Origin of the sequence: Tenacibaculum aquimarinum (assembly GCF_022478115.1) — a bacterium.
GTDB lineage: Bacteria > Bacteroidota > Bacteroidia > Flavobacteriales > Flavobacteriaceae > Polaribacter > Polaribacter aquimarinum_A.
The window spans coordinates 201,512-228,021 of the sequence record NZ_JAKGSC010000002.1 but is presented as its reverse complement, the minus strand read 5'-3'; the positions used below and the strand labels follow the sequence as shown (position 1 = coordinate 228,021).

At 29.7% G+C, this 26,510-nt stretch carries 23 protein-coding genes; 11 read left to right on the top strand and 12 right to left on the bottom strand.

The genetic code is table 11. From position 1 onward, the window contains the following. Positions 1-131: 131 nt before the first annotated feature. Together L1S33_RS06925 and L1S33_RS06920 are read right to left on the bottom strand one after the other, a co-directional pair. Positions 132-416, bottom strand: a complete 285-nt coding sequence (locus tag L1S33_RS06925; RefSeq protein ID WP_240552261.1) for an LETM1 domain-containing protein — start codon at positions 414-416, stop codon at positions 132-134. After that, positions 416-1,579, bottom strand: a complete 1,164-nt coding sequence (locus L1S33_RS06920; protein WP_240552260.1) for a proline dehydrogenase family protein — start codon at positions 1,577-1,579, stop codon at positions 416-418. The genes L1S33_RS06925 and L1S33_RS06920 overlap by 1 nt, the downstream gene beginning before the upstream one ends. 90 nt (positions 1,580-1,669) lie before the next feature. Here L1S33_RS06920 and aroB point away from each other — a divergent pair, with 90 nt between their 5' ends. The 5 genes from aroB to L1S33_RS06895 all read left to right on the top strand — a co-directional run bounded on the left by aroB (position 1,670) and on the right by L1S33_RS06895 (position 8,012). Continuing rightward, positions 1,670-2,728 carry a 3-dehydroquinate synthase gene (gene aroB, locus L1S33_RS06915; protein WP_240561793.1) on the top strand — a complete coding sequence of 353 codons (1,059 nt, stop codon included), beginning with the start codon at positions 1,670-1,672 and terminating at the stop codon, positions 2,726-2,728. Between the two features lie 176 nt (positions 2,729-2,904). After that, positions 2,905-3,576, top strand: a complete 672-nt coding sequence (locus L1S33_RS06910; RefSeq protein ID WP_240561792.1) for a TetR/AcrR family transcriptional regulator — start codon at positions 2,905-2,907, stop codon at positions 3,574-3,576. Positions 3,577-3,581: 5 nt separating this feature from the next. After that, positions 3,582-5,249 carry a peptidase domain-containing ABC transporter gene (locus L1S33_RS06905; RefSeq protein ID WP_240561791.1) on the top strand — a complete coding sequence of 556 codons (1,668 nt, stop codon included), beginning with the start codon at positions 3,582-3,584 and terminating at the stop codon, positions 5,247-5,249. Positions 5,250-5,252: 3 nt separating this feature from the next. Further along, complete coding sequence (locus L1S33_RS06900) at positions 5,253-6,611, top strand: HlyD family secretion protein (RefSeq protein ID WP_240561790.1); 1,359 nt, start codon at positions 5,253-5,255, stop codon at positions 6,609-6,611. A gap of 3 nt (positions 6,612-6,614) precedes the next feature. After that, the gene (locus tag L1S33_RS06895; protein WP_240552256.1) at positions 6,615-8,012 is read left to right on the top strand and encodes a TolC family protein; all 1,398 of its coding nucleotides are present in this window, start codon (positions 6,615-6,617) and stop codon (positions 8,010-8,012) included. Between the two features lie 4 nt (positions 8,013-8,016). Here L1S33_RS06895 and bshA read toward each other — a convergent pair whose 3' ends face one another. From bshA to dnaB, 4 genes are all read right to left on the bottom strand, one after another. Then, entirely contained in the window at positions 8,017-9,150 is a 1,134-nt protein-coding gene (gene bshA, locus L1S33_RS06890) for an N-acetyl-alpha-D-glucosaminyl L-malate synthase BshA (RefSeq protein WP_240552255.1), read from the bottom strand. A 164-nt stretch (positions 9,151-9,314) separates the two neighbouring features. Next, positions 9,315-10,160: a transketolase gene (locus L1S33_RS06885; RefSeq protein WP_240552254.1), complete on the bottom strand. Its 846-nt coding sequence runs from the start codon at positions 10,158-10,160 to the stop codon at positions 9,315-9,317. Between the two features lie 106 nt (positions 10,161-10,266). After that, positions 10,267-11,526, bottom strand: a complete 1,260-nt coding sequence (locus tag L1S33_RS06880) for an asparagine synthetase B (RefSeq protein WP_240561789.1) — start codon at positions 11,524-11,526, stop codon at positions 10,267-10,269. Between the two features lie 41 nt (positions 11,527-11,567). Further along, the gene (gene dnaB, locus L1S33_RS06875) at positions 11,568-13,076 is read right to left on the bottom strand and encodes a replicative DNA helicase (RefSeq protein ID WP_240552253.1); all 1,509 of its coding nucleotides are present in this window, start codon (positions 13,074-13,076) and stop codon (positions 11,568-11,570) included. A 214-nt stretch (positions 13,077-13,290) separates the two neighbouring features. Between dnaB and L1S33_RS06870 the strand changes: the two genes are divergently transcribed. The 4 genes from L1S33_RS06870 (at position 13,291) to lysA (ending at position 17,609) form a co-directional block, all read left to right on the top strand. Then, positions 13,291-14,295: a DUF3810 domain-containing protein gene (locus tag L1S33_RS06870; RefSeq protein ID WP_240561788.1), complete on the top strand. Its 1,005-nt coding sequence runs from the start codon at positions 13,291-13,293 to the stop codon at positions 14,293-14,295. Then, a complete protein-coding gene (locus L1S33_RS06865) occupies positions 14,296-14,853 on the top strand; it encodes a hypothetical protein (protein WP_240561787.1) in 558 nt (185 codons plus the stop codon). A gap of 28 nt (positions 14,854-14,881) precedes the next feature. Continuing rightward, positions 14,882-16,120, top strand: a complete 1,239-nt coding sequence (gene pepT / locus L1S33_RS06860; RefSeq protein ID WP_240561786.1) for a peptidase T — start codon at positions 14,882-14,884, stop codon at positions 16,118-16,120. 286 nt (positions 16,121-16,406) lie between these two features. Continuing rightward, the gene (gene lysA / locus L1S33_RS06855) at positions 16,407-17,609 is read left to right on the top strand and encodes a diaminopimelate decarboxylase (protein WP_240561785.1); all 1,203 of its coding nucleotides are present in this window, start codon (positions 16,407-16,409) and stop codon (positions 17,607-17,609) included. 360 nt (positions 17,610-17,969) lie between these two features. Here lysA and rplI read toward each other — a convergent pair whose 3' ends face one another. From rplI to rpsF, 3 genes are read right to left on the bottom strand one after another with little or no spacing between them, the layout of a single operon-like run. After that, positions 17,970-18,416, bottom strand: coding sequence for a 50S ribosomal protein L9 (gene rplI, locus L1S33_RS06850; RefSeq protein WP_240552249.1), 447 nt, complete (start codon positions 18,414-18,416; stop codon positions 17,970-17,972). A gap of 14 nt (positions 18,417-18,430) precedes the next feature. Then, on the bottom strand, positions 18,431-18,730 hold the full coding sequence (rpsR, locus tag L1S33_RS06845; protein WP_173862380.1) for a 30S ribosomal protein S18: 300 nt from the start codon (positions 18,728-18,730) through the stop codon (positions 18,431-18,433). 3 nt (positions 18,731-18,733) lie between these two features. Beyond that, on the bottom strand, positions 18,734-19,075 hold the full coding sequence (gene rpsF / locus L1S33_RS06840; protein ID WP_240561784.1) for a 30S ribosomal protein S6: 342 nt from the start codon (positions 19,073-19,075) through the stop codon (positions 18,734-18,736). A gap of 118 nt (positions 19,076-19,193) precedes the next feature. On the opposite strand from rpsF, the gene L1S33_RS06835 reads away from it, so the two are divergent. Beyond that, positions 19,194-20,084 carry a sterol desaturase family protein gene (locus L1S33_RS06835; protein ID WP_240561783.1) on the top strand — a complete coding sequence of 297 codons (891 nt, stop codon included), beginning with the start codon at positions 19,194-19,196 and terminating at the stop codon, positions 20,082-20,084. 171 nt (positions 20,085-20,255) lie between these two features. On the opposite strand, the gene mqo is transcribed toward L1S33_RS06835, so the two are convergent. Genes mqo through priA form a run of 3 tightly spaced genes read right to left on the bottom strand, consistent with a single transcriptional unit; the run spans position 20,256 to position 25,572 of the window. Further along, positions 20,256-21,728 carry a malate dehydrogenase (quinone) gene (gene mqo, locus L1S33_RS06830; RefSeq protein WP_240561782.1) on the bottom strand — a complete coding sequence of 491 codons (1,473 nt, stop codon included), beginning with the start codon at positions 21,726-21,728 and terminating at the stop codon, positions 20,256-20,258. 1 nt (position 21,729) lies between these two features. Continuing rightward, complete coding sequence (locus tag L1S33_RS06825) at positions 21,730-23,127, bottom strand: ArnT family glycosyltransferase (protein ID WP_240561781.1); 1,398 nt, start codon at positions 23,125-23,127, stop codon at positions 21,730-21,732. Between the two features lie 3 nt (positions 23,128-23,130). Further along, on the bottom strand, positions 23,131-25,572 hold the full coding sequence (gene priA / locus L1S33_RS06820; protein WP_449649493.1) for a replication restart helicase PriA: 2,442 nt from the start codon (positions 25,570-25,572) through the stop codon (positions 23,131-23,133). Between the two features lie 72 nt (positions 25,573-25,644). Between priA and L1S33_RS06815 the strand changes: the two genes are divergently transcribed. Further along, positions 25,645-26,496: an alpha/beta fold hydrolase gene (locus L1S33_RS06815; protein WP_240561780.1), complete on the top strand. Its 852-nt coding sequence runs from the start codon at positions 25,645-25,647 to the stop codon at positions 26,494-26,496. The last annotated feature ends 14 nt before the right edge of the window (positions 26,497-26,510 follow it).

Sequence of the window (26,510 nt, the reverse complement as noted above, 5' to 3'; positions counted from 1 at the left end):
TACTGCCTATTTTTTACTAAAGACTCCCGCGTTAGCGATTGCAGCGGCATCCTTTTTTGTTTTTCTCAAAAAAGATATAGCGGAAAGCGCGACTAGGTCCTGAATGCCTTCAGGATAAAGTAACGCCCAAATTATTCTGGATCTTCTCTAAATGAGCTTGGTAAAATATCGGGTATTAACTTAATTAAGAGTGGTAATAAAAGTGCGCCGCCTGGTAACATAAATACTGTAAATGCTGGAATTGCCTTACAAATATCTAATAATTGAACTTTAATTTTCTCCTTTTCTTCTTCGGTAAGTGATGAGTGTGTTGCTTTTTGAATTAAATAAACGGCTTCTTTACTTTGCTTTAATTCTTTTGCAAGGCGTTTTTTGTTTTTTGAAAGTAGTTCCTTTATTTCTTGAACTGTTGTCATTACAATTTTCTGCGTTTACGCTCAGTTTTTAGTAAATTTAACTCTCTACTTGTTTGTCCAGAAACAGATGTATTTTCTTCTGCTCTTCTTATTAAGTAAGGCATAACGTCTCTAACAGGCCCAAATGGTAAGTATTTTGCAACATTGTAACCTTCGTTTGCTAGATTATAACTGATATGATCACTCATACCAAATAATTGCCCAAACCAAAGGCGCATATCGTTGTTTTTTATGTTGTGTTTTTTTGCTAATTCCATTAACATATAAGAACTTTCTTCGTTATGAGTTCCTGCAAACAAAGCCATTTTAGAATGTTCCATCATGTATTTTATAGCTTCATTATAGTTGTCATCTGTTGCTTGTTTGTCTTTACAAATTGGAGATGGATATCCTTTTTCCTCAGCTCTATCGCGTTCTTTTTCCATATATGCACCACGAACAACTTTCATTCCTATATAAAAACCTTTTTTCTGTGCTTTTTGATGTAATTCTTTTAGATAATCCATTCTATCATGACGGTACATTTGTAGCGTATTAAAAACAATGGCTTTGTCTTTATTATAGGTTTCCATTAACTCTTCAATTAACTCATCTGCTGACTTTTGCATCCAACTTTCTTCTGCATCAATTAACAAAGGAACATCTTTTTTTAAGGCAACTTCACACACTTTATGAAAACGTGCTACTACTCTATTCCATTCTTCTTTTTCTTCTGAAGTTAATGTTTTTCCTTCTGAAATTTTAACATATAAACCGAATCTTCCAAAACCAGATGGTTTGAAAACGGCATACGGAATTGATTGTTTTTCTTCACAAAAATTAATAATTCTTAGAATTTTCTCTAAAGCGCCATCAAAACTTATTTCTTCATCTTTACCTTCTACGGAATAATCTAAAACACTATGAACATTACCATTCTTATGCATATTATCGATAATAGGCAAACAATCGTCTTCTGTTACTCCTCCACAAAAATGATCGAAAACAGTAGATCTTATTAAACCTTCTACTGGTAAATGTACTTTTAATGCAAAATTGGTAACTGCAGAACCTATACGAACCATTGGTTCATTTTGTATCATTTTAAACAAAAAATAAGCGCGTTCTAACTGAGAATCTGTTTTTAAAGAAAAAGCAACTTCTGTATTATCAAAAAGTTTCATACTATATCGTTTTAGTAGAAACAAATATAGTATTTGAATGGTAATATTTGAATATTTTCTGTTTAAATTGCACGCTTAATAATTTTACTAATGAAAACCATCCAAGCAGTTACATATCCTGTTCATTTTCAAGATGAAAGCTACAAAGAACTCTCTAAATTAATTGAAGAAAAAAACTATTCTACTATCTTTATTTTAGTAGATGAAAACACTTTAGAGCATTGTTACCCTAAATTTATTCCAAATTTAGCAACAGAAAAGCGAATTGAAGTCATAGAAATTGAATCTGGAGAGATTAATAAAAACTTAGAAACTTGTGCTGGTGTTTGGAATGTTTTAACGGAATTAGAAGCCGATAGAAAAAGTTTGTTGATTACACTTGGTGGTGGCGTTATTACAGATTTAGGTGGTTTTGTTGCTTCTTGTTTTAAACGTGGAATTGATTTTGTTAATATACCTACTACTCTACTTTCTATGGTTGATGCTTCTGTTGGCGGAAAAACTGGTGTAGATTTAGGTGTATTGAAAAATCAGATTGGGTTATTTTCTAATCCAGAAATGGTATTGGTAGATGACGCATATTTACAAACTGTTACGCCAAGAGAAATACGTTCTGGAACTGCAGAAATTATTAAATACGGTCTAACTTATGATGTTAAATTATTTGATGAAATAAAAGGTAATAAAAATCTAGAAATAAGCGATTTAATATTTACTTCTATCAATATTAAAAATGAAGTTGTTTTACAAGATCCTAAAGAAAATGGTTTGCGTAAAATATTAAATTTTGGGCATACAATTGGTCATGCAATCGAGTCTTATTTTCTTGAATCTGAACATAAAAATAACTTAACTCATGGTGAAGCTATTGCAATTGGAATGATCTGTGAGTGTTTTGTTTCTGCTGAATTATTAAATTTTCCGAAGGAAAAATTAAAAGATGTAAAACAAACTATTGTTTCAATTTATGGAAAAACGGCTATTTTAAAAGAAGACTTCCCTTCTATCATTGACTTATTAAAACATGATAAAAAGAATGTAAACGGACAGGTAAACTTTGTTTTGCTGAACGATTATGAAGATTATAAATTAGATTGTAAAGTATCAGAAGATTTAGTTATTAAGAGTATTGAGTATTATTTATCTTAATTTCTAATTGCACATATAAAATACAACCACCTTACTACATTTTTCATAAAAAACTTATTATAAATAACTTATAGAGCGAGCTGCTTGTGTCTCTATGTTAATTTTTCATTAATTAATAGTAAAGTATTTTTATTTAATAGTATTACTATTATATTTGCAATCAAAATATAATATGTATGAAAGATCTATTGTCTACAATAAAAATTTCTGTACCAGAAAAAATTTTTATTAAAAATCCTGAAACTTCCGATTTAGGAAAGAGAATTATTGAAAACAGTATCTTATTAATAAATGAAATAGGATTCGAAAATTTTACTTTTAAAAAGTTGGGTGTAAAAATAGGTTCTAATGAAAGTTCTATATATAGATATTTTGAAAGTAAGCATAAACTTTTACTTTACTTATCTTCTTGGTATTGGGCTTGGTTAGAATATCAATTAGTAATGGAAACATTTAGTATTTCTAATAATGAAGAAAAATTAGAAAAAGCAATAATTGTCATTACAAGAACTGTTAAAGAAGACAGTAAATTTTCTCATATAAACGAAACAGTTTTATATAAGATTATGGTAAGTGAAAGCTCAAAATCTTTTTTAACAAAAGAGGTCGACAATGAGAATAGAGATGGATATTTTGAAGTTTACAAACGGCTAATTACAAGGTTAAAAGAAATAATTTTAGCTGTTAAACCAAACTATACGTTTGCGCTAAGTCTTGCAAGCACTATTTTAGAAGGAGCTCTACATCAACATTATTTAAAGGATCATTTTCCTTCAATAACAAATTGTACAGTAGATAAAACACCTACAAAATTTTTTATTCAACTGGCAAAAAACACATTATTATAAATTCTATGGAAAAAAAACAATTAACTCCTTGGCAACGCTTTATTGGGTTGTTAAAGCTAGAAAGAAAAGATATATTACATTTACTATATTATGCAGTTTTTGGCGGAATAGTAGCATTATCACTTCCTCTTGGAATCCAGGCAATTATTAATTTAATACAAGGTGCACAAATGTCTACTTCTTGGGTAGTTTTGGTTGTTTTAGTTACAATTGGTATTATTTTTTCTGGTTCTTTACAAATAATGCAATTGGTAATTATAGAAACTATTCAACAAAGAATTTTTACAAGAGCGTCTTTTGAATTGAGTTATCGATTTCCAAAGATTAAAATGAATGAATTACGCAATTATTATCCACCAGAATTGGCAAATCGTTTTTTTGATACATTAACAATTCAAAAAGGCTTATCAAAGATATTAATTGATGTGCCTACAGCACTTTTACAGATATTATTTGCTTTGATTTTATTGTCTTTTTACCATCCATTTTTCATCATTTTTGGATTTCTTTTATTGTTACTAATTTTTATCGTTTTTAAATTCACTGCTCAAAAAGGGTTAGAAACAAGTTTATTAGAATCTAAAAACAAATATAAAGTTGCACATTGGATTCAAGAAATAGCAAGAACCGTTGTAAGTTTTAAGCTTTCTGGAAATACAAATTTAGCTATGCAAAAAAATGATGCATTGGTTCATGAGTATTTAAAATCTAGAAAAAACCACTTTAAAATTCTAAAAATTCAATTTATACAAATGATCAGTTTTAAAGTAATTGTAACTGCTAGTTTGCTTTTAATTGGTGGTGCATTGGTTTTAAATCAAGAAATGAATATTGGTCAATTTGTTGCAGCAGAAATTATAATTCTTCTAGTAATTGCATCTGTAGAAAAATTAATTGTTGGTTTAGAATCTTTTTATGATGTTTTAACTTCTATAGAAAAGATAGGGCAAGTTGTAGACAAAGAATTAGAGACACAAGAAGGAGCAAAACCTTTGTTTAAAGAAGGTTTAATAGTTGAATTAGATTCAGTTTCTTACAATGTAGACGATAGAGAAAAGCATATTATCAAAAATATTTCTTTAATAATAAAACCCTCAAGTAGGATACTTGTTATGGGAGAAAGTGGAGCAGGAAAATCTAGTTTGTTACGTTTAATCGCGGGTGTAATTCAACCAACCGCTGGTAACATTTACATTAACAACCTATCATTAAGCAGCTTGCATTTAAATCATTATCGTTCTCAATTAGGTTTATCTCTTTCAGAAGAAACACCTTTTGAAGGAACTATTAGAGAAAATTTAATTTTTGGTAATAAAACAATTCAAGATGATACAATTTTTAATGCTATGAATGTTGTTGGATTACACCAATTTTTAAAAGAGCAACCAAATGGTTTAGATACTATAATTTATCCTGAAGGAAAACAAATGTCTTACACCATTGCTAAAAAAATAATCTTAGCAAGAGCAATTATTAAACAACCAAAAGTAATGATTTTAGAAGATCCTTTAGATCAATTTAACTATGAGGAGACAGTTAAAATTATAGAGTTTTTAACAAATCCTAAGCAACCTTGGGCGCTAATTGTTGTGAGTAGTAAGAAAAGTTGGAAAATGCAATGTAATCAGAAAATAACATTAAAAAAAGGAAGTATTAAATCTATAAAAAATTAAACGATGTTAAATATATCTAACAATCAATTACATACAAAAGTAGATTTAAAAGATTATAAATCTGGCAAAGAAATATTCAATAAAGAATACTATAAAGCATTTAATAAATTTCTATTAGCTGCAGCAATTATAGTTTTTATTGTACTTTTTTTACCTTGGACACAGAATATTACAAGCCAAGGTCAAGTAACTACTTTAACTCCAAGCCAAAGACCACAAACAATTCAATCTCAAATTCCTGGTAGAATTGAAGAATGGTTAGTAAATGAAGGAGATTTCATAAAAAAAGGAGATACTATTTTAAGAATTTCAGAAATTAAAAGTGAGTATTTCGATACTCGTTTAATTGAAAGAACAAATGATCAAATTAGTGCAAAAAACTCTTCTGTTAATGCTTATCAAGGGAAAGTTACAGCTCTAGAAAGACAAATTTCCGCTTTAAAAAATGAACGTCTACTAAAGCTTCAACAAACAAGAAATAAATTATTACAATCTAAATTAAAGGTAAAAAGCGACAGTATTGATTATGAAGCTGCTAAAACAAATACAAATATTGCAGAAAAACAATTTAAAAGAATCGAAACTCTACAAGCCGAAGGTTTAAAGGCTGTTAAAGATGTTGAAGAAAAACGATTAAAACTACAAGAAACAAAAGCTAAATTAATCTCTCAAGAAAATAAACTATTAGTAAGTAAAAATAATATTATTAATGCTAAACTAGAATTATCTAGAATTAATGCAACTTATACCGATAAAATATCAAAAGCACAAAGTGATATGTTCACTGCAAAATCTAGCGGTTTTGACGCAAAAGCACAAGTGTCTAAATTAGAAAACAGCAATAGTAATTATAAAGTTAGAAATAGCTTATTATTTATAACTGCTCCACAAAATGGCTATATTAATAAAGTTGTTAAAGGAGGAATTGGTGTTACCTTTAAACAAGGTGAAGATATAGTGGGCATAATGCCTTCTAAATACGATTTAGCTGTTGAAACCTATGTTAAACCAATAAATTTACCACTTTTACACATTAACGAAAAAGTAAGAGTACAATTTGATGGTTGGCCAGCAATTGTATTTAGTGGTTGGCCAAATGTATCATATGGTACTTATGGAGCAAAGATAGTAGCTATTGAAAATTACATAAGTGATAACGGAAAATATCGTGTTTTATTAGCACCAGATACAGCAGATCATTCATGGCCAGAAGCTATAAGAGTTGGTTCTGGAGCAAAAACAATAGCCCTTTTAGAGGATGTGCCAATTTGGTTTGAACTTTGGAGGCAATTAAACAGTTTTCCCCCTAATTATTATCAGCCAAAAGGAACTAAAAAAAGTAAAACAACCGATAAGAAATAATAAATGAAAAAGTACTTTTTAACATTATTTTTATTAATACACTCTATAAATTTCGCACAAAATAAAGCTGAATCTGTGATGTCCTTATCTGAATATTTAGGATATATAAAAACCTATCATCCAATAGTAAAACAAGCAAATCTTATAATTAATACAAGTGAAGCAAAATTATTAAAAGCTAGAGGTGCTTTTGACCCAAAAATTGAAGTAGATTTTGATAAAAAGAAATTTAAAAGTAAAGAATATTACAATAAACTCAATGCTACTTTTAAAATCCCTACCTATTATGGACTTGAATTTAAAGCTAATTTCGAAAATAATGAAGGGCTTTTTTTAAACCCTGAAGGAAATGTCCCAACTAAAGGCTTATATTCTGCAGGTGTTTCTGCATCATTATTAAAAGGATTTTTAATTAATAAAAGAATGGCTGCTTTAAAACAAGCAAAAATTTTTGTTAACCAAGCCAAAGAAGAACAACAAATATTAGTAAATACAATTTTATACAATGCTTCTTTAGCCTATTTTAATTGGTTAAAAACGTATAATGAACAAAACGTATATAGAGCATTTTTAAAAAATGCAGAAACTCGTTTTAAAGGAACAAAACAAGCATTTTTAAGTGGAGAAAAACCTGCAATAGATACTCTTGAAGCAAGAATCACATTAAATAACAGAAAATTAAATTTAGAAAAAGCACGTATTAAATTAGTAAAATCATCCTTGGATTTATCAAATTTTCTATGGCTAAATAATAATACACCTATTGAATTACAAGAGAATATAATTCCAAATATAGAAACATTAAACACTGTTGATGATACTTTTAACATCTCTTTATTTAATTCTGAAGATTTTGATATTAATGAACATCCAAAAATAAAATCTTTGGATTATAAAATACAAAGTTTAAATATTGACAAAAAGTTAAAATTAAACAATTTACTTCCAGAACTCAATGTGCAATATAATTTTTTAACAGCAACACCAAGACTTGCTAATTCTTTAAATACAAATAACTACAAAACCGGATTAAATTTTAAATTACCACTATTCTTAAGAAAAGAAAGAGGAGATTTTAAATTAGCAGATGTTAAACTTAAAGAGTTTATGTTAGAAAATGAAGCAACAAAAATTACTATTAAGAATAAAGTAAGTGCTTTACAACAAGAATTAATTTCTTATGAACTACAGAATAATTATTTAACTAGTATTGTTAAAGATTATAATACTTTGGTAAAAGCTGAAGAACGTAAATTTTTCTTAGGAGAAAGTTCTTTATTCCTAGTAAACTACCGTGAATCTAAATTAATAGAAGTAAAATTAAAAGCTATAGATTTAGAGAATTTATTCTTTAAATCTAAAGCTAATTTATTTAAAGCAGCAGTAATAACTATAAATTAAAATACTATTTAGTTACAAACGAACAACTCTTATACAAATCTTCGTAAACCGGTAAAATATTATCTAAAGAGAACAATTTAGTATGCGCTTTAGCATTTATTTTAAATTGCGCTAAAGTATCTTCATTTTGAAGGATTGTTAGTGTGTTTTTCGCCATATCTTCAACATCACCAACAGCACTTAAAAAACCTGTTTCTCCGTGAATATTTACTTCCGGCAATCCACCAGCATCTGTAGAAATAACAGCTGTTCCTGCTGCCATTGCCTCTAAAGCTGCTAAACCAAAACTCTCTGTTTCTGAAGGTAATAAAAACACATCAGAATAACATAAAATCTTAGCAACCTCATTACTACTTCCTAAGAAAATAACATCTTTTGCAACGCCTAATTTTTTAGCTAATTTTTCTGCTTTAAAACGTTCAGGACCATCACCAACCATAAGAAGTTTAGATGATACTTCCTTATTTACTTTTGCAAAAATCTTTACAACTTCATGTGTACGCTTTACAGGCCTAAAATTACTAACATGCGTAAGTATTTTCTCTTCTGGTTTTGCTATTGCAATTCTATTGCATTCAGTATCATGGGCTTTATCATACTTTTCAGTATCAATAAAATTATAGACAACTTTTATATCTTTTTTTATGTTGAATAGACGTAAAGTATCCTCTTTTAAGCTTTTAGAAACCGTTGTTACCACGTCTGAATTATTTATACTAAATTCTACGGCAGTTTTATAGGTTGGATGACTTCCTACAAGCGTAATATCTGTTCCGTGAAGTGTTGTTACAACTTTAATATTTATATCTTTTTCTTGTAACATTTTCTTAGCCATATAAGCTGCATATGCATGTGGAATTGCATAATGTACATGTAAAACTTCTAGTTGATGTTTTTCTACAACTTCAACCATTTTACTAGACAAAGCTAACTCGTAAGGTTGGTATTGAAATAATGGATATTCTTCTAATATTACTTCATGAAAATGTAAGTTGTGGGTAAAAAAATCTAACCTAACTGGTTGATTATAGGTAATAAAATGAACTTCGTGACCTTTATCTGCCAACGCCATTCCTAATTCCGTTGCAACTACTCCACTACCTCCAAAAGTTGGATAACAAACAATTCCTATTTTCATGTAATTATTGAATAATTAAATTATTAAAAGATTGAAAACCTTTAATTCCTTAGTTGTAAAGATAAAGGTATTCTTACAGTTAAAATCTAAATAAAAGTATAAAAAAAACCTACAATAAAATATTGTAGGTTTAAAAATATAAAGATACTGAAACAAGTTCAGTATTAATAATCTCCTAAAGTTGCAGGATTCTGTGCTAATGCATTTTCTAACTGCTCATCACTTGGTGCTTTACCATGCCAAGCGTGCGTATGCATCATAAAATCTACGCCATTACCCATTTCTGTATGTAATAAAATACAAACTGGTTTTCCGTTTCCAGATTTTGATTTTGCAGTTGCTAATCCTTTTTGAATTGCTTCAATATCATTTCCTTCTTTTACTTCTAAAACATCCCAACCAAAAGCTTCAAATTTTGCTTTAATACTTCCCATTGGTAAAACTTCATCCGTAGAACCGTCAATTTGTTTTCCGTTTAAATCTACAGTAGCAATTAAAGTATCAATTTTTTTTGCTGATGCGTACATAATTGCTTCCCAGTTTTGACCTTCTTGCAATTCTCCATCACCCAATAATAAATATACTAATTTATCATCTCCATTTAGTTTTTTTGCTTCCGCTGCTCCAATAGCAACGCTCATTCCTTGTCCTAAAGAACCAGAAGCAACTCTAACACCAGGCAAACCCTCATGTGTAGTTGGATGTCCTTGTAAACGAGTATTCATTTTTCTAAAAGTAGCTAATTCACTAACAGAAAAATAACCACTACGTGCTAAAACACTATAAAATACTGGAGAAATATGTCCGTTTGATAAGAAAAATAAGTCTTCATCATTTCCATCCATTTTAAAATCTGATGAATTTGTCATTACATCTTGATATAAAACGGTTAAAAATTCAGCACATCCTAAAGATCCTCCTGGATGACCAGAATTTACTGCATGTACCATGCGTAAAATATCTCTACGTACTTGTTGTGTAAAATCTTGTAATTGTTGTGTTGTTGGCATTGTATGTTGGTGTTGTGTTGTTATTTTATAATTAAAAAACAAAAATATAAAAGTGGATTGGTTTTTCGTACTTTTATTTTAATAGTTATTTATTGATTATTAACAGTTAAGTTTTCTGTTTCTTCTTTTTAGCAGCAGGAAACAAAACATTGTTTAAAATTAAACGATATCCTGGTGAAGTTGGATGTAAATCTAACTCTGTTTTAGGATCTCCTACTCTATGTGTATAATCTTCAGGATCATGACCTCCGTAAAAGGTAAACATTCCTTTTCCTTTTGTTCCGTGTATGTAACGCGCTTCTCCATTGGTTTTATTTTCACCCATTACCAAAACAGTAGATTTTACTGTATTGCTATCAAAAGAAGTTGTTTGCCCCATAAAACCTTTAACTAATTGGGTGTGATTTTGTGTTAACATCGTTGGAACTTGATCCCACTTAGCTGAATATTCTTTTAACGAAAAATAATCTGAAGTTTTTGAAATTTTTCTTTTACGAGTCATGTCTATTGATGAAAACTCGTAGGTAGTTGGATTTTTAATTAATTCAAAATCTTTAAAAGCGAAAGTTTTATTGAAATCAATTTTAGATTGATAATTTGGTTCAGATGCATCTCCATCAAACATTGCTTCTGCAATATCTACACCATCTGCTGCCAATGCAATATCAAAACTATCGGTTGCAGAACACATGGCAAACATAAATCCGCCTCCAACTACAAAATCTCTAATTTTTTTTGAAACTGCAGCTTTTGATTCAGAAACCTTGTTAAAACCTAATTTTGTAGCTAAAGCTTCTGCATCTTTTTTCTGTTGAATGTACCAAGGCGCAGCTCTAAAAGCTCCATAAAAACGACCATATTGACCTGTAAAATCCTCATGATGTAGGTGCAACCATTCATATAAAAGTAATTTATCATCTAAAACATCTTCGTCATAAATAACATCAAACGGAATTTCTGCAAAAGTTAATACCATTGTTACCGCATCGTCCCAAGGTGCTTTATTCTTAGGTGAATACACAGCAATTTTTGGCGCTTTCTCCAAAGTTACTGCTTCCATATTTTGAGATGGAGAAGAAATTTCTTCTAAAATAAGCGCAGCTTTAGAATCTGAAATAACTTGATAAGAAACACCACGAATTTTACATTCTTTTTCTACTGCATCATTGTTTTCAATTAAAAAAGCACCGCCATCATAATTTAATAACCATTTAGCTTTTAAGCCATTTTCTAATGAATAATAGACAATTCCGTAGGCTTTTAAATGATTTTTTTGATTATCATAACTCATAGGAACGTAAATAAATGACGCCCAAATAGAATTTGAAATCAATAAAAAAGTAATTATAAAGAGTAGTTTTTTCATTTAGAAACCTTTACTTCAATAGCATTTATATTATTATTGCTCTAAAACGGCACTTCATCATCAATACCATCATCTGTTCCAAAAGCATCTTTTGGCTCAATACGAGTATTTATGTCTGTATTCATAGATGACTGAAATTCACTACTAAAACTTTCTTCTAAATCTGAGAATTTTGCTAAATGCCCCGTAAATTTCAAACGAATATTATCCAAACCACCATTTCTATGTTTTGCTACAATAAATTCACCTTGTCCTTCACATGGAGAATGATCATCATCATCCCATTCTGTCATTCCGTAATATTCTGGTCTAAAAATAAAAGATACAATATCCGCATCTTGCTCAATGGCTCCAGATTCACGTAAATCTGATAATAAAGGTCTTTTAGATCCCCCACGCGTTTCAACCGCACGTGATAACTGAGAAAGTGCAATTACCGGAACTTCTAGTTCTTTTGCTAATGCTTTTAAATTTCGAGAAATCATAGAGATTTCTTGTTCACGGTTTCCTCCTGCTTTTCCTCCTGCTGTCATTAATTGTAAATAATCAATTACAATAATTCTAACACCATGTTGCGATACTAATCTTCGTGCTTTGGCACGTAAATCGAAAATAGATAAAGATGGTGTATCATCAATAAATATAGGAGCGTCAGAAAGTTTTTTAACTTTTACGTTTAGTTGTTCCCATTCATGTGGTTCTAAATTTCCTTTTCTTAGTTTTTCTGAAGTTAAGCCTGTTTCCGAAGAAATCATACGCGTAATAAGCTGTACAGAAGACATCTCTAAAGAAAATACCGCAACTCCATGACCAAAATCGATTGCCATATTTTTTGCCATCGAAATTACAAAGGCTGTTTTTCCCATACCAGGACGCGCAGCAATAATAACTAAATCGGACGGTTGCCAACCAGAAGTTAATGCATCTAATTTGGTAAAACCTGTTGCCAAACCAGACATTCCGTCTTGATTTGATATTTCTTGAATCTTATTAAGTGCTTGTTTTACAAGACTTCCAGCGTCTTCTGACCCTTTCTTTAAATTACCTTGTGTAACCTCAAATAATTTTGCCTCTGCATCGTCTAATAAATCAAAAACATCGGTTGTTTCATCATAGGCATTTTCTATAATTTCACTAGAAATTGATATTAATTTACGCTGAATAAATTTCTGTAAAATAATACGTGAGTGAAACTCAATATGTGCAGATGATGCTACTTTTTGTGTTAAACGAATTAAATAAAAATCGCCACCAGCTTGATCTAATTTGGCATTCTTTTTTAATTGGCTAGAAACTGATAATAAGTCAATTGGTTCTGAATTTTGAAACAATGCATAGATTGCTTCGTAAATTAAATTATGTTTAGTATCATAAAAAGCGTCTGGATGCAAAATATCGATTACATCATCAATTCCTTTTTTATCAATCATCATTGCACCTAAAACAGCTTCTTCTAAATCTACTGCTTGTGGTGGTATTTTTCCTTTTTCAAGTGAAATAATACGCGACTTATCTATTTTATGACCAGTAACTGGGTTGGTTTTTTCCATGACTACAAATGTAATTTTTTACATCGAATTCCTTTTCTAAATTACAACTTTTATTTGTACACATATATTGTAAACAAGATTGTTTTTTTACTGTTATTAACATGTTAATAAGTAGCCAACTTCTAAAAAAGTTTACTATTTTCACGCTGTGAAGTGGAATAAAAAAAATTTTATACTAACTCTTTTATTGCCTCTGCAAATAGGCTTAGTCCAAGTGTTTAGTCAATATCCAGCATTTATTGAACGCTACTATTCTAACGGATTGTATCCTTATATTTCTAAATTTCTAAGAATTCTATTGGGTTGGATTCCTTTTTCTGTGGGAGACGTAATTGGATTGATTTTAATTTTTTGTTTGCTTCGCGGAATCTATAAACTTATTAAAAATAGATTTAAACACTTATTAACAAGCGTTTTACAATTTACGACTTTTTTATCAATTTTATATTGTTGTTTTTATCTCTTTTGGGGTCTTAATTATTTCAGAATTCCATTAGCCAAAAACCTTGGTTTTAAGCAATCTAAATACACAACCGAACAACTTAATGAAGTTACAAAACATATTATTTTTAAATTAAATGAAGCGCATTTAAACATTACAAATAACGATACCTTAAAAGTTGACAATCCATACCAACAAAAAGAAATATATACTTTAGCTAGAAATGGATATACAAATTTAGAAAGCGATTTTCCACAGTTAAAATATCAATATTCTTCTGTAAAAAACTCTTTAGTTAGTGTATTTCAATCTTATAATGGAACTGCAGGATACTTAAATCCAATAACGGGTGAAGCGCAAGTAAATAGATTTTTACCAAAAACGAGTTATCCAACAACCACTTGCCACGAAATGGCACATCAAATAGGCTTTTCAGCAGAAAACGAAGCCAATTTTATAGGTTTTTTAGCAAGTATATATAATAAGGACAAATACTTTAAATATTCAGGTTATAGAATGGCGTTTGGATATTGTATTTCAGAAGTCAGAAAACGAGATAAAGAATTAGCAATAGAACTTTGGAAAACTGTAAATAAAGGAATTGGAAAAGATTTTAATGCAAGTTATCAGTTTTGGCAGCAATACAAAAATCCTATTGAGCCTTTAATGAAGAAAGGCTATAACTCCTATTTAAAAGCAAATAATCAAGCAAACGGAATTTCATCTTACAGTTATGTGGTAGATTTATTAATTTCGTATTTTGAAAAAAACATCTAAATGAAATATTTAACATCATTATTCTTACTCTTTTTATTGATTTCTTGTTCGGATAAAAATTCAGAATTAAGCAATCATTTTTCTTGCGAGAATACAACTATAGAAACAGAATTTAAAAAGGTTAAGGACATTAGAAACTTGTTTTCAGTTGCATTACCTAAACATTGGAAAACTAATTTATATTATGATAATGCTCAAACATCAATTTTTGCAGCAGATACAACTAAGTCATTAACCAAAAGCGTTTTACTTGATGTTACATTAGTCCATAATCCTGTTACTTTTGATGAGATTTTTATCAATAAAGCTATTGCTTCTTCAAATGAAATAGGCTTAAAAGATGAAGTTTTAAAAGAAATCCATTTTTTAGATAAACCTTCTTTTTTGCAACATTCAAAAGGAAAGAAAAACAACTATTCTTATGAAGTTGTAAACGTTTTTTCTAAAGTAAATTCAGATAATTTTTTATTGACAAAAATTGAAGTTTATGGAGATTCTGCAGTTTCAAAAAGACTTTGTAATGCCATCAGTTTAGTAAACAACATTCAGTTAAAATAGCTACTTTTACCTTTTAAAATAACACAAAATGAACAAAGAACATATATTAAATAGATTTATAAGTTACGTTACTGTAGATACTGAATCTGACCCAAATAATCCGGCATTTCCAAGTACAGAAAAGCAATGGAATTTAGCAAAGCAATTAGAAAAAGAGCTAAATGAAATTGGTCTTAGCGATGTTGAATTAGATGAAAACTGTTATATAATGGCAACTTTGCCAAGTAATATTGATTATGAAGTACCAACTATTGGTTTTGTTGCGCATATAGATACTAGTCCAGATTTTACTGGAAAAGATGTAAAACCACAAATTCATGAGAATTATGATGGAAAAGATATTCTTTTAAATAAAGAGCAAAATATTGTTTTATCTCCAGATTATTTTGATGATTTATTACAATACAAAGGGCAAACTATTATAACTACAGACGGAACTACCCTACTTGGTGCAGATGATAAAGCTGGTGTTACAGAAATAGTTTCTGCTATGGAATATTTAATTCAGCATCCAGAAATTAAACACGGAAAAATAAGAATTTGTTTTACGCCAGATGAAGAAGTTGGTAAAGGAGCGCATTTATTTGATGTAGAAAAGTTTGGTGCAGAATGGGCGTACACAATGGACGGAAGCCAAATTGGTGAGTTAGAATACGAAAACTTTAATGCAGCTGGAGCTGTTGTTACCATAAACGGTAAAATTGTGCATCCAGGTTACGCAAAAGGAAAAATGATAAATTCTATGTTAATTGCAAATGAGTTTATTGCCATGTTGCCTGAGAATGAAGTGCCAGAAAAAACGTCAGGATACGAAGGCTTCTTCCACTTACATGATATGGAAGGAAAAGTAGAACAAACTACTTTACAATACATTATTAGAGATCATGATTTAAATTTGTTTGAAAAACGCAAAGAGTTAATGCAAACAATTGCAAGTCAATTAAATAATAAATTAGGAAACGATTTAATTGAAGTCTCAATTAAAGATCAATATTATAATATGAAGGAAAAAGTAGTTCCTGTAATGCATATTGTAGACATTGTTGAAGATGTTATGAAAGAAATGAATATTACACCTTTAATTAAACCAATTCGAGGTGGTACAGATGGTTCTCAACTTTCTTACAAAGGTTTACCTTGTCCTAATATATTTGCTGGTGGCCATAACTTTCATGGACGTTATGAGTATGTTCCTTTAGAATCTATTATTAAAGCTACTGAAGTTATTGTAGGAATTGCTCAAAAAGTAACTGTAAACTTCTCTTAAACAAAAAGTATTAAATATAAATAAAAACACCAGCTACATGTTATAGCTGGTGTTTTTTATGATATTATTACCCCCTTAAAATAACAATATCAATTTTTTAAATAAAGCCCCTTATCTTTATTCACTTCAAAGTAACAACTTTATTAACAGTTTTCTATAGGGAAAAAACCCCTTTTTTAACAGTTAAATGTATAATTTTCTACAAATTGATTAGATGTGTATTATTTTATTAAATACACATATCAAAGTATTACTATTCTTTACATTTGACTCAAATATTTAAAAAATGAATAGAAATACATTATTAAACTTAACAAAAAAATACGATAGTCCTCTATATGTATATGACGCAGGAAAAATAATTTCTCAATACAAAACCATTACTGGTGCTTTTTCTAAAGTGAAAAATGTAAAGATAAATTATGCTGCAAAGTCTTTATCTAACATAAATATTTTAAAATTACTAAATCAGCAAAAGTCTGGTTTAGATACAGTTTCTATACAAGAAGTTAAACTTGGGTTATTAGCAGGTTTTACTCCTAAAGATATAATTTACACACCAAACGGAGTTTCATTAAAAGAAATTGAAGATGTAGCAAAACTAGGTGTTCAGATTAATATTGATAACCTATCAATATTAGAACAATTTGGGCAAAAACACCCAACTATTCCGGTTTGTATTCGTATAAACCCACATATTATGGCTGGTGGAAATTCTAATATCTCAGTTGGCCATATAGATTCTAAATTCGGAATTTCAATTCACCAAGTTCCACATATAAAAAGAGTTGTTGAAAATACCAATATGAATATTAATGGTATTCATATGCACACAGGTTCAGATATATTAGATATTGATACATTTATTAGAGCTTCTGATATTCTTTTTGATGTTGCAAAACAATTTGATGATATCGATTTTATTGATTTTGGAAGCGGATTTAAAGTTCCATATAAAGAAGGAGACATTTCTACAGATATAGATGAATTAGGAAAACAACTTTCTAAACGATTTAATGAGTTTTGTAAAGAATATGGTAAAGAGTTAACCTTAATGTTTGAGCCAGGAAAGTTTTTAGTTTCTGAAGCTGGTTATTTCTTAGCTAAAGTAAATGTTGTAAAACAAACAACTTCTACTGTTTTTGCAGGAATTGATAGTGGTTTTAATCATTTAATAAGACCAATGATGTACAATTCTTACCACCAAATAGAAAACATTTCTAATCCTAAAGGAAGACCTCGTTATTATTCTATTGTAGGATATATTTGTGAAACAGATACTTTTGGTTCTAACAGAAGAATTTCTGAAATTTCTGAAGGAGATATTTTATGTTTTAAAAATGCTGGAGCCTATTGTTTTTCTATGGCATCTAATTATAATTCTAGATTTAGACCTGCTGAAGTTTTAATGTTAGACAATAAAGATTATTTGATTAGAAAAAGGGAAACTTTTGAAGACATTCTAAAAAATCAAGAAATTTGTATATAAAAAAAAGCTCTGGCATTTTACCAGAGCTTTTTGAACTTTAAAATATTGCTACCCCTTAAAAAGCAATATTTATAATTTTGTAATAAATCCCCTTAAAATTTAATTACACTTCAAAGATAGTTAAGAAGTTTAGTTTTTTTTACAGGAAAAAACCTATTTTTTTAAGGGAAAAGTATTGTTTTAACAAAAAAGGCTCATTATTAATAATGAGCCTTTTATTATATAACACTAAAATACAGGTATTTAGAGTGCATGTATTATTATTAAGTATATTTTTTCATAAATTATTTTAAATACAAAAAAAAAGTCTACTCATAATGAGTAGACTTTTCTATTAAAATGTATTTAACATTTTGCTAATTACTCAGCAACAACTTCAAATACTATTTCTGCAACTACAGCTCTGTGTAAACGAACAGCTGCGTTGTATTTTCCTAATCTTTTAACATTACCTCCAGTAACTTTAATAAACTTTTTGTCTATTTCTGTACCAGCTTTAGTTAAAGCTTCAGCAACATTAATGTTGTTTACAGATCCAAATAATTTATCTCCACTACCTACTTTAGAAGTAATTTTTAATTCATATCCTTTAATTGTTTCAGCTATTTTATTAGCTTCTTCAATTAATTTAGCTTCTTTAAAAGCACGTTGCTTTATAGTTTCTGCTAATACTTTTTTTGCTGAAGAAGTAGCTAAAACTGCTTGTCCTTGAGGTATTAAAAAGTTTCTACCGTATCCGTTTTTAACAGTTACAACATCATCTTTAAAACCTAAGTTTTCTACGTCTTGTCTTAATATTAATTCCATTGTCTTCTTCTTTATTATTTTAACATATCTCCTACATAAGGCATTAACGCTAAATGACGCGCTCTTTTAATTGCTTGCGCAACCTTACGTTGATATTTTAATGATGTTCCTGTTAAACGTCTTGGTAAAATTTTACCTTGTTCATTTACTAAATACATTAAGAAGTCTGCATCTTTATAATCGATGTATTTAATACCATTCTTTTTAAAACGACAGTATTTTGCTTCTTTCTTAGTTTCAATATCTAACGGTGTTAAATATCTAACTTCTCCTTGTTTGTTTCCTTTTGCTTGTTGTTCTATAGACGACATAATCTCTTATTTTTTAGCAGATTTAACACGTGCGCTTCTCTTTTCAGCCCAAGCTGCAGCATGTTTATCTAATTTAACAGTTAAATAACGCATAACGCTATCATCTCTTCTAAATTCTAACTCAAATGCAGATATAGCTTCTCCAGCTACTTTGTATTCAAGTAAGTGATAAAATCCACTTTTTTTCTTTTCAATTGGATACGCTAATTTCTTTAAGCCCCAATCTTCTTTTGAGATCATGCTAGCTCCTTTAGATGCTAAATAATCTTCGAACTTTTGTACTGTCTCCTTTATCTGAGTGTCAGATAAAACGGGATTCAATATGAAAACAGTTTCGTAATGATTCATAATTAATTGTTTAAATTTATTTTTAAGGCTGCAAATATAGTGAGTTTTAAATCAACTACATACTTTTATAATGTATAATTTTAGCTATTTTTACAAACCTATTTTCAATTAACTATCTATGAATATTCCTGAATTGCCAAATTTAATACATTATGCTATACCTATTTTTGTTTTAACAGTTATTATTGAAGTCATTTTAACTGTAAAAGTAAAGATGGAAGAGTATCAATATAAAGACGCAATAACCTCAATTACAATGGGTTTAGGAAATGTTTTTATTGGATTGTTTACCAAAGGATTAATCTTAGCAGTATTCTTGTTTTTATATGAATATCGTTTTTTTACCATTCCATTTACTTGGTGGGCTTGGTTATTATTGTTGTTTGCTGAAGATTTAGCTTATTATTGGAATCATAGAATTGCACATGAAAGCAGGTTGTTTTGGGCAAGCCATGTTGTACACCATTCTTCAAAAGAATATAATTTAAGCACAGCATTACGCCAAACTTGGACAGGTAGTTTTTATACTTTTATCTTTTGGTTACCACTTATTTTAATTGGTTTTCATCCAATAATGGTATTAATGCAAATGAGTATTTCTTTATTATATCAATATTGGATTCATACAGAAATGATTGATAAATTACCAAAATGGTTCGAAGCTATTTTTAACACACCAAGTCATCATAGAGTTCATCATGCAACAAATCCGCAGTATTTAGACAGAAATCATGCAGGGATTTTTATAATTTGGGATAAACTTTTTGGAACCTTTGAACCAGAAGTTGAAAAACCTACTTACGGATTGGTTTCAAACATAAACACCTACAATCCTATTAAAATTGCTTTTATTGAATGGTTTAATATGATTAAAGATGTTTTTAATAGTAAAACTTCAATACGTAAACGTCTGGGCTATTTTATAAAACCTCCAGGTTGGAAACACGATGGAACTGGAAAATTATCTTCAGACTTAAGAAAAGAATGGGAAGACAATAAAATGGAGTAAAGTACGAACCTCGAGCTAAGTGTTAGCTCGAGGTTCAAAATATCATAGTTAAACATGATATTCAGGGGATTAATATAACTTTTCTGTTATTCTTATTCCTGAATTACACCTCTAAACTACAAAGTTTATCCCAATCTTTTATAAGGAAAAAACCTGTATTTATAAATTAGCTTAAAGCTTTAACGTTTTTTTAGACTTTTCTAACTGAACTTTAAACAGCTCTTTTGTTACTTCAGCTTTATAAAATGGGATAATCTGTTTCATCTTTTCTTTTCCTTCATTTGTATTTAACAACTCCGGAAATGCTTTTTCAATAACGTTTAACATAATTGAAGTTGCTGTTGATGCTCCAGGAGAAGCTCCTAACAAACAGGTTATACTTCCGTCTTTAGATGAAATTACTTCTGTACCAAACTGAAGTTTACCGCCTTCAAATTCGTCTTTTTTAATAATTTGAACGCGTTGACCAGCTTTTACTACTTCCCAATCTTCATCTTTTGCGTCTTTCATAAACTTACGTAACGCCTCCATTCTATCTTCTTTACTCATTAAAACTTGCTCTACCAAGTACTTGGTTAATGGCAAATTGTGCCAAAAAGCACCAAACATAGACGGAATATTATCAAACTGAATCGATTTAAACAAATCTAAATTTGAACCTTCTTTTAAAAACTTCGGGCTAAAACCTGCAAACGGGCCAAACATTAATTGTCGTTTTCCATCAATATAACGTGTATCTAAATGTGGTGTAGACATTGGTGGATCTCCAAGACCTGCTTTACTATATACTTTTGCGTTGTGTTGTTTTATAATTTCTTCATTTTTACAAACCAACCATTCTCCGCTAACAGGAAAACCTCCGTAACCTTCTTTTTCTTCAATTTCTACTTTTTGAAGCAACAATAAACTTCCTCCTCCAGCTCCAATAAAAACATGCTCTGCATCTACATTAAAAGTTTCATCAGTTTTATTGTTCTTAACTTCAACTGTCCAATCTTCTGCTTCTGGATCAATATCTAACACATCCATATTACAATGAACAGTCGTGTCAAACTTTGTTTCTAAAATATGAAATAATTTTTCTGTTAAAGCGCCAAAATTCATTTCTGCTCCACGATCTATTCTTGAAGCGGCCATAATTTCATCTTCACTCCTATTATTCATTATAAGAGGAAACCATTCTCGCATTTTATCTATTTCTCTTGTAAACTCAATAGAATTGAACATAAAGTGTTCTTTAAATTCTTTGAATCTCCTTTCTAAATAATCCGCGTTTTCTTCGCCTAAAACCCAACTATGGTGTTTTACTGCGTTAATAAAATCTGATGGAGTATCTAATAAATCTTCTTCAATTAAATACGCCCAAAATTGTTTAGACATTTCAAACTGAGTACAAATATCAATGGCTTTTTTTATAGAAACCTTGCCATTTTCATCTGGACAATAATTCAATTCACACAAAGCGGAATGTCCTGTTCCTGCATTGTTCCAGGCAGCAGAACTTTCTTGTGCAACTTTATCTAAACGTTCTAAAATTAAGATATCCATCTTAGGGTTTAACAATTTGCAAATCAAAGCTAAATTGGCGCTCATTATTCCGCCACCAACACAGATTAGATCGTATTCTTTTTTGAATTGATTCATATTATTTTTTTATATATAAGTTAAACTGTTTAGTATGGATATCAACTTTTATAAATTCCTTTTTATCAAGATTAACATCACTAATAATTGTTTTATAGTTGTATGGATTTAAAGTATCTAAACTTATTTCATAGTTCCGCATCATAAATCCATATAAAGCATCATATCTTTTTTCAGTTTTGCAACCTAAAATTACACCTTTTTGTAATTTTACTTCTAATTTTGTAAGATCTTCAAGTAAAATTTTATCTCTATTATTTATTTTTCCAATGTTATTAAAAGACACAAAAATTGACGTTACTAACAAACCAATTGAAATAAAAGTAAATATTTTAGAAGTACTTAATCGCTGGATTACTTCTTTGTTTTGAACACAAATTAAACTTAATGCTACAGCAAAAAATGGCGCAGTTGTAATTAAATAATAACTTGCTTGTTTCTCTGATATCATTATTGGCAAAACACCTGATAGACCTAATAATAAAAAGAAAAATATTTGTTTTTTATGTTGAAAAAAAGTTGATGTTTTTAATTTAAAATAAGAAATTAACGATATTATAAGTACCAAAATAATTGGCAACAAGTGTACTTGAAACAACTTTTTAATAATATAAAATCTACTAGATTGCATATTACTTATACTATTTCCTTCTAAAGAATTTAAGACTTGATTGTTAAAATAGCTACTAATGTTTGTATAGGATTCTGGTTGAATAATAAAGAGTACTAATATTGTGGCAAAACCCAACAACATTAATAAACTGTATGTAATAGTTTGTTTAATTGTAATCTTTTTAACTGAAAAATAATACAAAACAACTGCTATTAAGGGAAAAATTCCTGTAATTCCTTTTGATAAAAAAGATAGTAAAACACAAATTCCTGCTAAAAAAAAGAACGAATACTTCTCTTTTCTAATTCCTTTTAAAATTAAAATTATACTGAGTAAAATAAAGATTTCTTGTGTACATTCTAGTACATTGTTCGTGTACATTAAATAAACAACTTCGCATAAAAACCACAATAAAACTGGTATAAACCATAGCTTTTGGCTTTCTTTATTTGCGTAAAAAATTGCTGACCAAAGTAGCTTAATTAGATAAATGTTTGCTAAGAAAATAAAAATTGAATATAACTTCTCTACCCATAAACTATCATTAAAAACAGTAAAAAATATAGACTGAATTCCAAAAACCAATGGTGGATGTTCATAAAACTGCGCAAACATAGTTTCTGTAAACATTGGTTGCCAAAATGAACCTAAACCATTTGCTAAATTTTTAGAGATTGCTGCATACCACAAACCATCTACAAACATCCCTTTTTGTAATAAATTAGGAACGAGCAATAAGATTATTATTGCAATTATAAATATGAAGAAGTTTTTGTATTCTTTCATAATCTAATAAGCATCCACATCTAAAATAAAACGAATTGGTCTAAAATCTTTTACCGCTTCAAAGGTGTTTTTAATTTTAGCAATTTGTTCTTTGGTTTTTGCTAACGATTGTTTTGGCGGAATTTTAATAACCAAATTCTTAATATATTGATTTCGAACTCTTGCTACAGCTGGTGCAGTTGGTCCTAAAACATGTTCTCCAAAAACGTTTTGTAAAGATTTAAAAAGCCAATTAATTCCGTTATCAACTCGTATAAAATCCTTGTGTTTTAAGGTGATTTTAATCAACCTGTAATAAGGCGGATAATGATATTGCCATCTGTCATTTAACTGCTCTTTATACATTTCTGCATAATTTGTGGTAGAAACTTGTTGTAATATTTGATGATGCGGATTAAAAGTCTGAATTGCCACATTACCTTGTTTTTTACTTCGTCCTGCTCTACCCGAAACTTGTACCATTAATTGATAGGCACGTTCATGCGCCCTAAAATCTGGAAAATTTAGCATAGAATCTGCATTTAAAATTCCTACAAGCGACACATTTTCAAAATCCAATCCTTTAGAAAGCATTTGCGTTCCTACTAAAACATCAATTTCATGCGCTTCAAAAGCACCAATTATTTTCTGATACCCAAATTTTCCTCTAGTTGTATCTAAATCCATTCTTCCGATGGAATTATCCGGAAATAATTCCTTCAATTCCAACTCAATTTGTTCTGTTCCAAAACCTTTAGTATCCAATGTATTGCTTCCACAAGCACCACAACTGTTTGGCATTGCGCGTTGGTAATGGCAATAATGGCAACGCAATTCGTTTCTGTATTTATGATACGTTAAACTAACATCGCAATTTGGACATTGAGGCGAATTCCCACAAGTATTACACTCTACAACTGGCGAAAACCCTCTTCTATTCTGAAACAAAATAACTTGCTCTTTTTGTTCTAAAGCTTCCGTTATTAATTGCAGCATTCTATCAGAAAAATGCCCTTTCATCAATTTCTTTTTGTGCTTATCTTTAATGTCAATCAACTCAATTTTGGGTAATTGTACATTTCCAAAACGCCTATTTAATTCAACCAAACCATATTTGTTTTGTGTTGCATTAAAGTAGCTTTCTAGAGCTGGAGTTGCAGAACCCAATAAGATTTTTCCTTTATGAATATTTGCCAAAACAATGGCAGAATCTCGTGCGTTGTATCTTGGCGAAGGCTCAAATTGTTTGTAAGAAGTTTCGTGTTCTTCATCCACCACAATTAAACCTAAATTGTTAAACGGTAAGAAAACTGAAGAACGCGCGCCTAAAATTATTTGCGCTTTCGGTTTGTTTTCCAAAACATTATTCCACACTTCTACCCTTTCATTCATTGAATATTTTGAATGAAAAACAGAAATCTGATTTCCGAAATAATGTTGTAATCTGGTAATAATTTGCGTTGTTAAAGCTATTTCTGGCAATAAAAACAATACTTGTTTTCCGCTATCTAAAACATTCTGAATTAGCTTTGTGTAGACTTCTGTTTTACCAGAAGACGTAATTCCATGCAATAAAACAACATCTTTTTCTTGAAAAGAAGTTTCAATTTCATCTAATGCTTTTTGCTGAAATTCATTCAGTTTTTTTAAGGAGTTGGTGTCTCCTTTGTAATTTATTCTATCGGTTTTTAAATGATAAAATTCAAAGATGTTTTTATCAACTAAAGCTTTTAAAATGGACGCAGAAACATTGGCATTTGTTTCTAAATCTTTCGCTTTTATTGGTTTTTTTGAAGAAGAAAGTTGAAAAAAGCTCAATACAGCATCTCGCTGTTTTTTAGCTCTGGAAAGTTCGTTTAGTAAGTTTTCCAAATCTGCATCATTGCTATAATTTGGATGCATGCGAACATACTTAATCAACTTTGGTTTGTAAACCTCGTAAATTTCTTCTTTAATATAAATTGCCGATTTCTTAATGAGTTCATTAATAATTGGCATTACTTTTTTCTTATCTAAAATATCTACAACTTGATGAATTGTAAGCTGAGATTGATGTTGTAAGGCTTCAAAAATTAAAAACTCTGTATCTGTTAAAATACTTTCATCTGTAAACGCTTCATTTTTATAAATGATAGTTTCGCTTTCTAACAAAAATGCAGATGGCAAAGCAGCACGAAAAACATCGCCTAACGGACACATATAATAGTTAGAAATCCATTGCCAATGTTTTAATTGTTGCTCATTTACAATAGGTTTTTCATCTAAAATTTGATGAATATCTTTTGCTTCATATAACGTTGGCGCTGTTGTATGAATTTCTACAACCAACGCAGTGTACATTTTTGTTTTACCAAAAGAAACCGCAACACGCATTCCTTTTTCTAAGAAATTAGCTTCTGCTTCGGTTACGGAATACGTAAACGTTTTGTGTAACGGAATTGGTAATATGACGTTGATGAAATGGATAGATTCTTATTTTTTGAATAACCCAAAACTACGCAAAAATCACTACATTGTAAACATAAATTTATAAAGAATATGACTGCGGAAGATTGGAAACAAAAAGGAAAATTTATCAACGTTTTTGGTAATACTGTTTTTGTTATTGATGAAGGAAATACTGAAGAAACCTTAGTAATTCTCCACGGTTATCCAACTTCTTCCTACGATTATTACAAGGTTTTACCAGCTTTGGCTAAAAAATATCGCGTAATAATTCACGATCATTTGGGTTTTGGTTTTTCTGATAAGCCACGCTCCTATTCGTATTCTTTAATTGAACAAGCCGATGTTGCACTACAACTTTGGAAACAATTGGGTTTAACAAAAGTTACACTCTTAGCGCACGATTACGGAACAAGCGTTTGTACAGAAATTTTAGCAAGACACAACAGAAAACAAATTGATTTACAAATAGATAACCTAATTCTCTGTAACGGTTCTATGCATATTGAATTGTCTCAATTACGCACCATACAGAAATTATTAAAAAGTAAACTGACCGGAAAATGGGTTGCAAAATTGACAAACTACAGCATTTTTAAAAAGAATTTAAGAAACGTATATTTTGATAAAACCCAAGCTACAGAAAGCGAATTAAAAGAAATTTGGTTGCAGTTAGAATACAATAACGGCCGAAAAGTAATACACTTATTGTCTAATTATATAAATGAACGATACTTTTTCTGGAACCGGTGGATTGGCGCTTTAAAGGAAACACAAATACCTACTAAAATTGTTTGGGCAAAAAACGATCCTGTGGCGGTTTTTGCAATTGCAGAATTATTAGCCACAGAAATACCAAACAACCAATTATTACCGCTACAAAATACTGGGCATTTTCCAATGTTAGAAAACCCTGAAAAATGGTTGGAGTTGGTTTTGGGGTAGTATATATTTTATAA

Bases quoted from the DNA above. Each gene is read 5' to 3' on its own strand.
- L1S33_RS06925 (WP_240552261.1), bottom strand. From the start codon at position 416: ATGACAACAGTTCAAGAAATAAAGGAACTACTTTCAAAAAACAAAAAA.
- L1S33_RS06920 (WP_240552260.1), bottom strand. From the start codon at position 1,579: ATGAAACTTTTTGATAATACAGAAGTTGCTTTTTCTTTAAAAACAGAT.
- aroB (WP_240561793.1), top strand. From the start codon at position 1,670: ATGAAAACCATCCAAGCAGTTACATATCCTGTTCATTTTCAAGATGAA.
- L1S33_RS06910 (WP_240561792.1), top strand. From the start codon at position 2,905: ATGAAAGATCTATTGTCTACAATAAAAATTTCTGTACCAGAAAAAATT.
- L1S33_RS06905 (WP_240561791.1), top strand. From the start codon at position 3,582: ATGGAAAAAAAACAATTAACTCCTTGGCAACGCTTTATTGGGTTGTTA.
- L1S33_RS06900 (WP_240561790.1), top strand. From the start codon at position 5,253: ATGTTAAATATATCTAACAATCAATTACATACAAAAGTAGATTTAAAA.
- L1S33_RS06895 (WP_240552256.1), top strand. From the start codon at position 6,615: ATGAAAAAGTACTTTTTAACATTATTTTTATTAATACACTCTATAAAT.
- bshA (WP_240552255.1), bottom strand. From the start codon at position 9,150: ATGAAAATAGGAATTGTTTGTTATCCAACTTTTGGAGGTAGTGGAGTA.
- L1S33_RS06885 (WP_240552254.1), bottom strand. From the start codon at position 10,160: ATGCCAACAACACAACAATTACAAGATTTTACACAACAAGTACGTAGA.
- L1S33_RS06880 (WP_240561789.1), bottom strand. From the start codon at position 11,526: ATGAAAAAACTACTCTTTATAATTACTTTTTTATTGATTTCAAATTCT.
- dnaB (WP_240552253.1), bottom strand. From the start codon at position 13,076: ATGGAAAAAACCAACCCAGTTACTGGTCATAAAATAGATAAGTCGCGT.
- L1S33_RS06865 (WP_240561787.1), top strand. From the start codon at position 14,296: ATGAAATATTTAACATCATTATTCTTACTCTTTTTATTGATTTCTTGT.
- pepT (WP_240561786.1), top strand. From the start codon at position 14,882: ATGAACAAAGAACATATATTAAATAGATTTATAAGTTACGTTACTGTA.
- lysA (WP_240561785.1), top strand. From the start codon at position 16,407: ATGAATAGAAATACATTATTAAACTTAACAAAAAAATACGATAGTCCT.
- rplI (WP_240552249.1), bottom strand. From the start codon at position 18,416: ATGGAATTAATATTAAGACAAGACGTAGAAAACTTAGGTTTTAAAGAT.
- rpsF (WP_240561784.1), bottom strand. From the start codon at position 19,075: ATGAATCATTACGAAACTGTTTTCATATTGAATCCCGTTTTATCTGAC.
- L1S33_RS06835 (WP_240561783.1), top strand. From the start codon at position 19,194: ATGAATATTCCTGAATTGCCAAATTTAATACATTATGCTATACCTATT.
- mqo (WP_240561782.1), bottom strand. From the start codon at position 21,728: ATGAATCAATTCAAAAAAGAATACGATCTAATCTGTGTTGGTGGCGGA.
- L1S33_RS06825 (WP_240561781.1), bottom strand. From the start codon at position 23,127: ATGAAAGAATACAAAAACTTCTTCATATTTATAATTGCAATAATAATC.
- L1S33_RS06815 (WP_240561780.1), top strand. From the start codon at position 25,645: ATGACTGCGGAAGATTGGAAACAAAAAGGAAAATTTATCAACGTTTTT.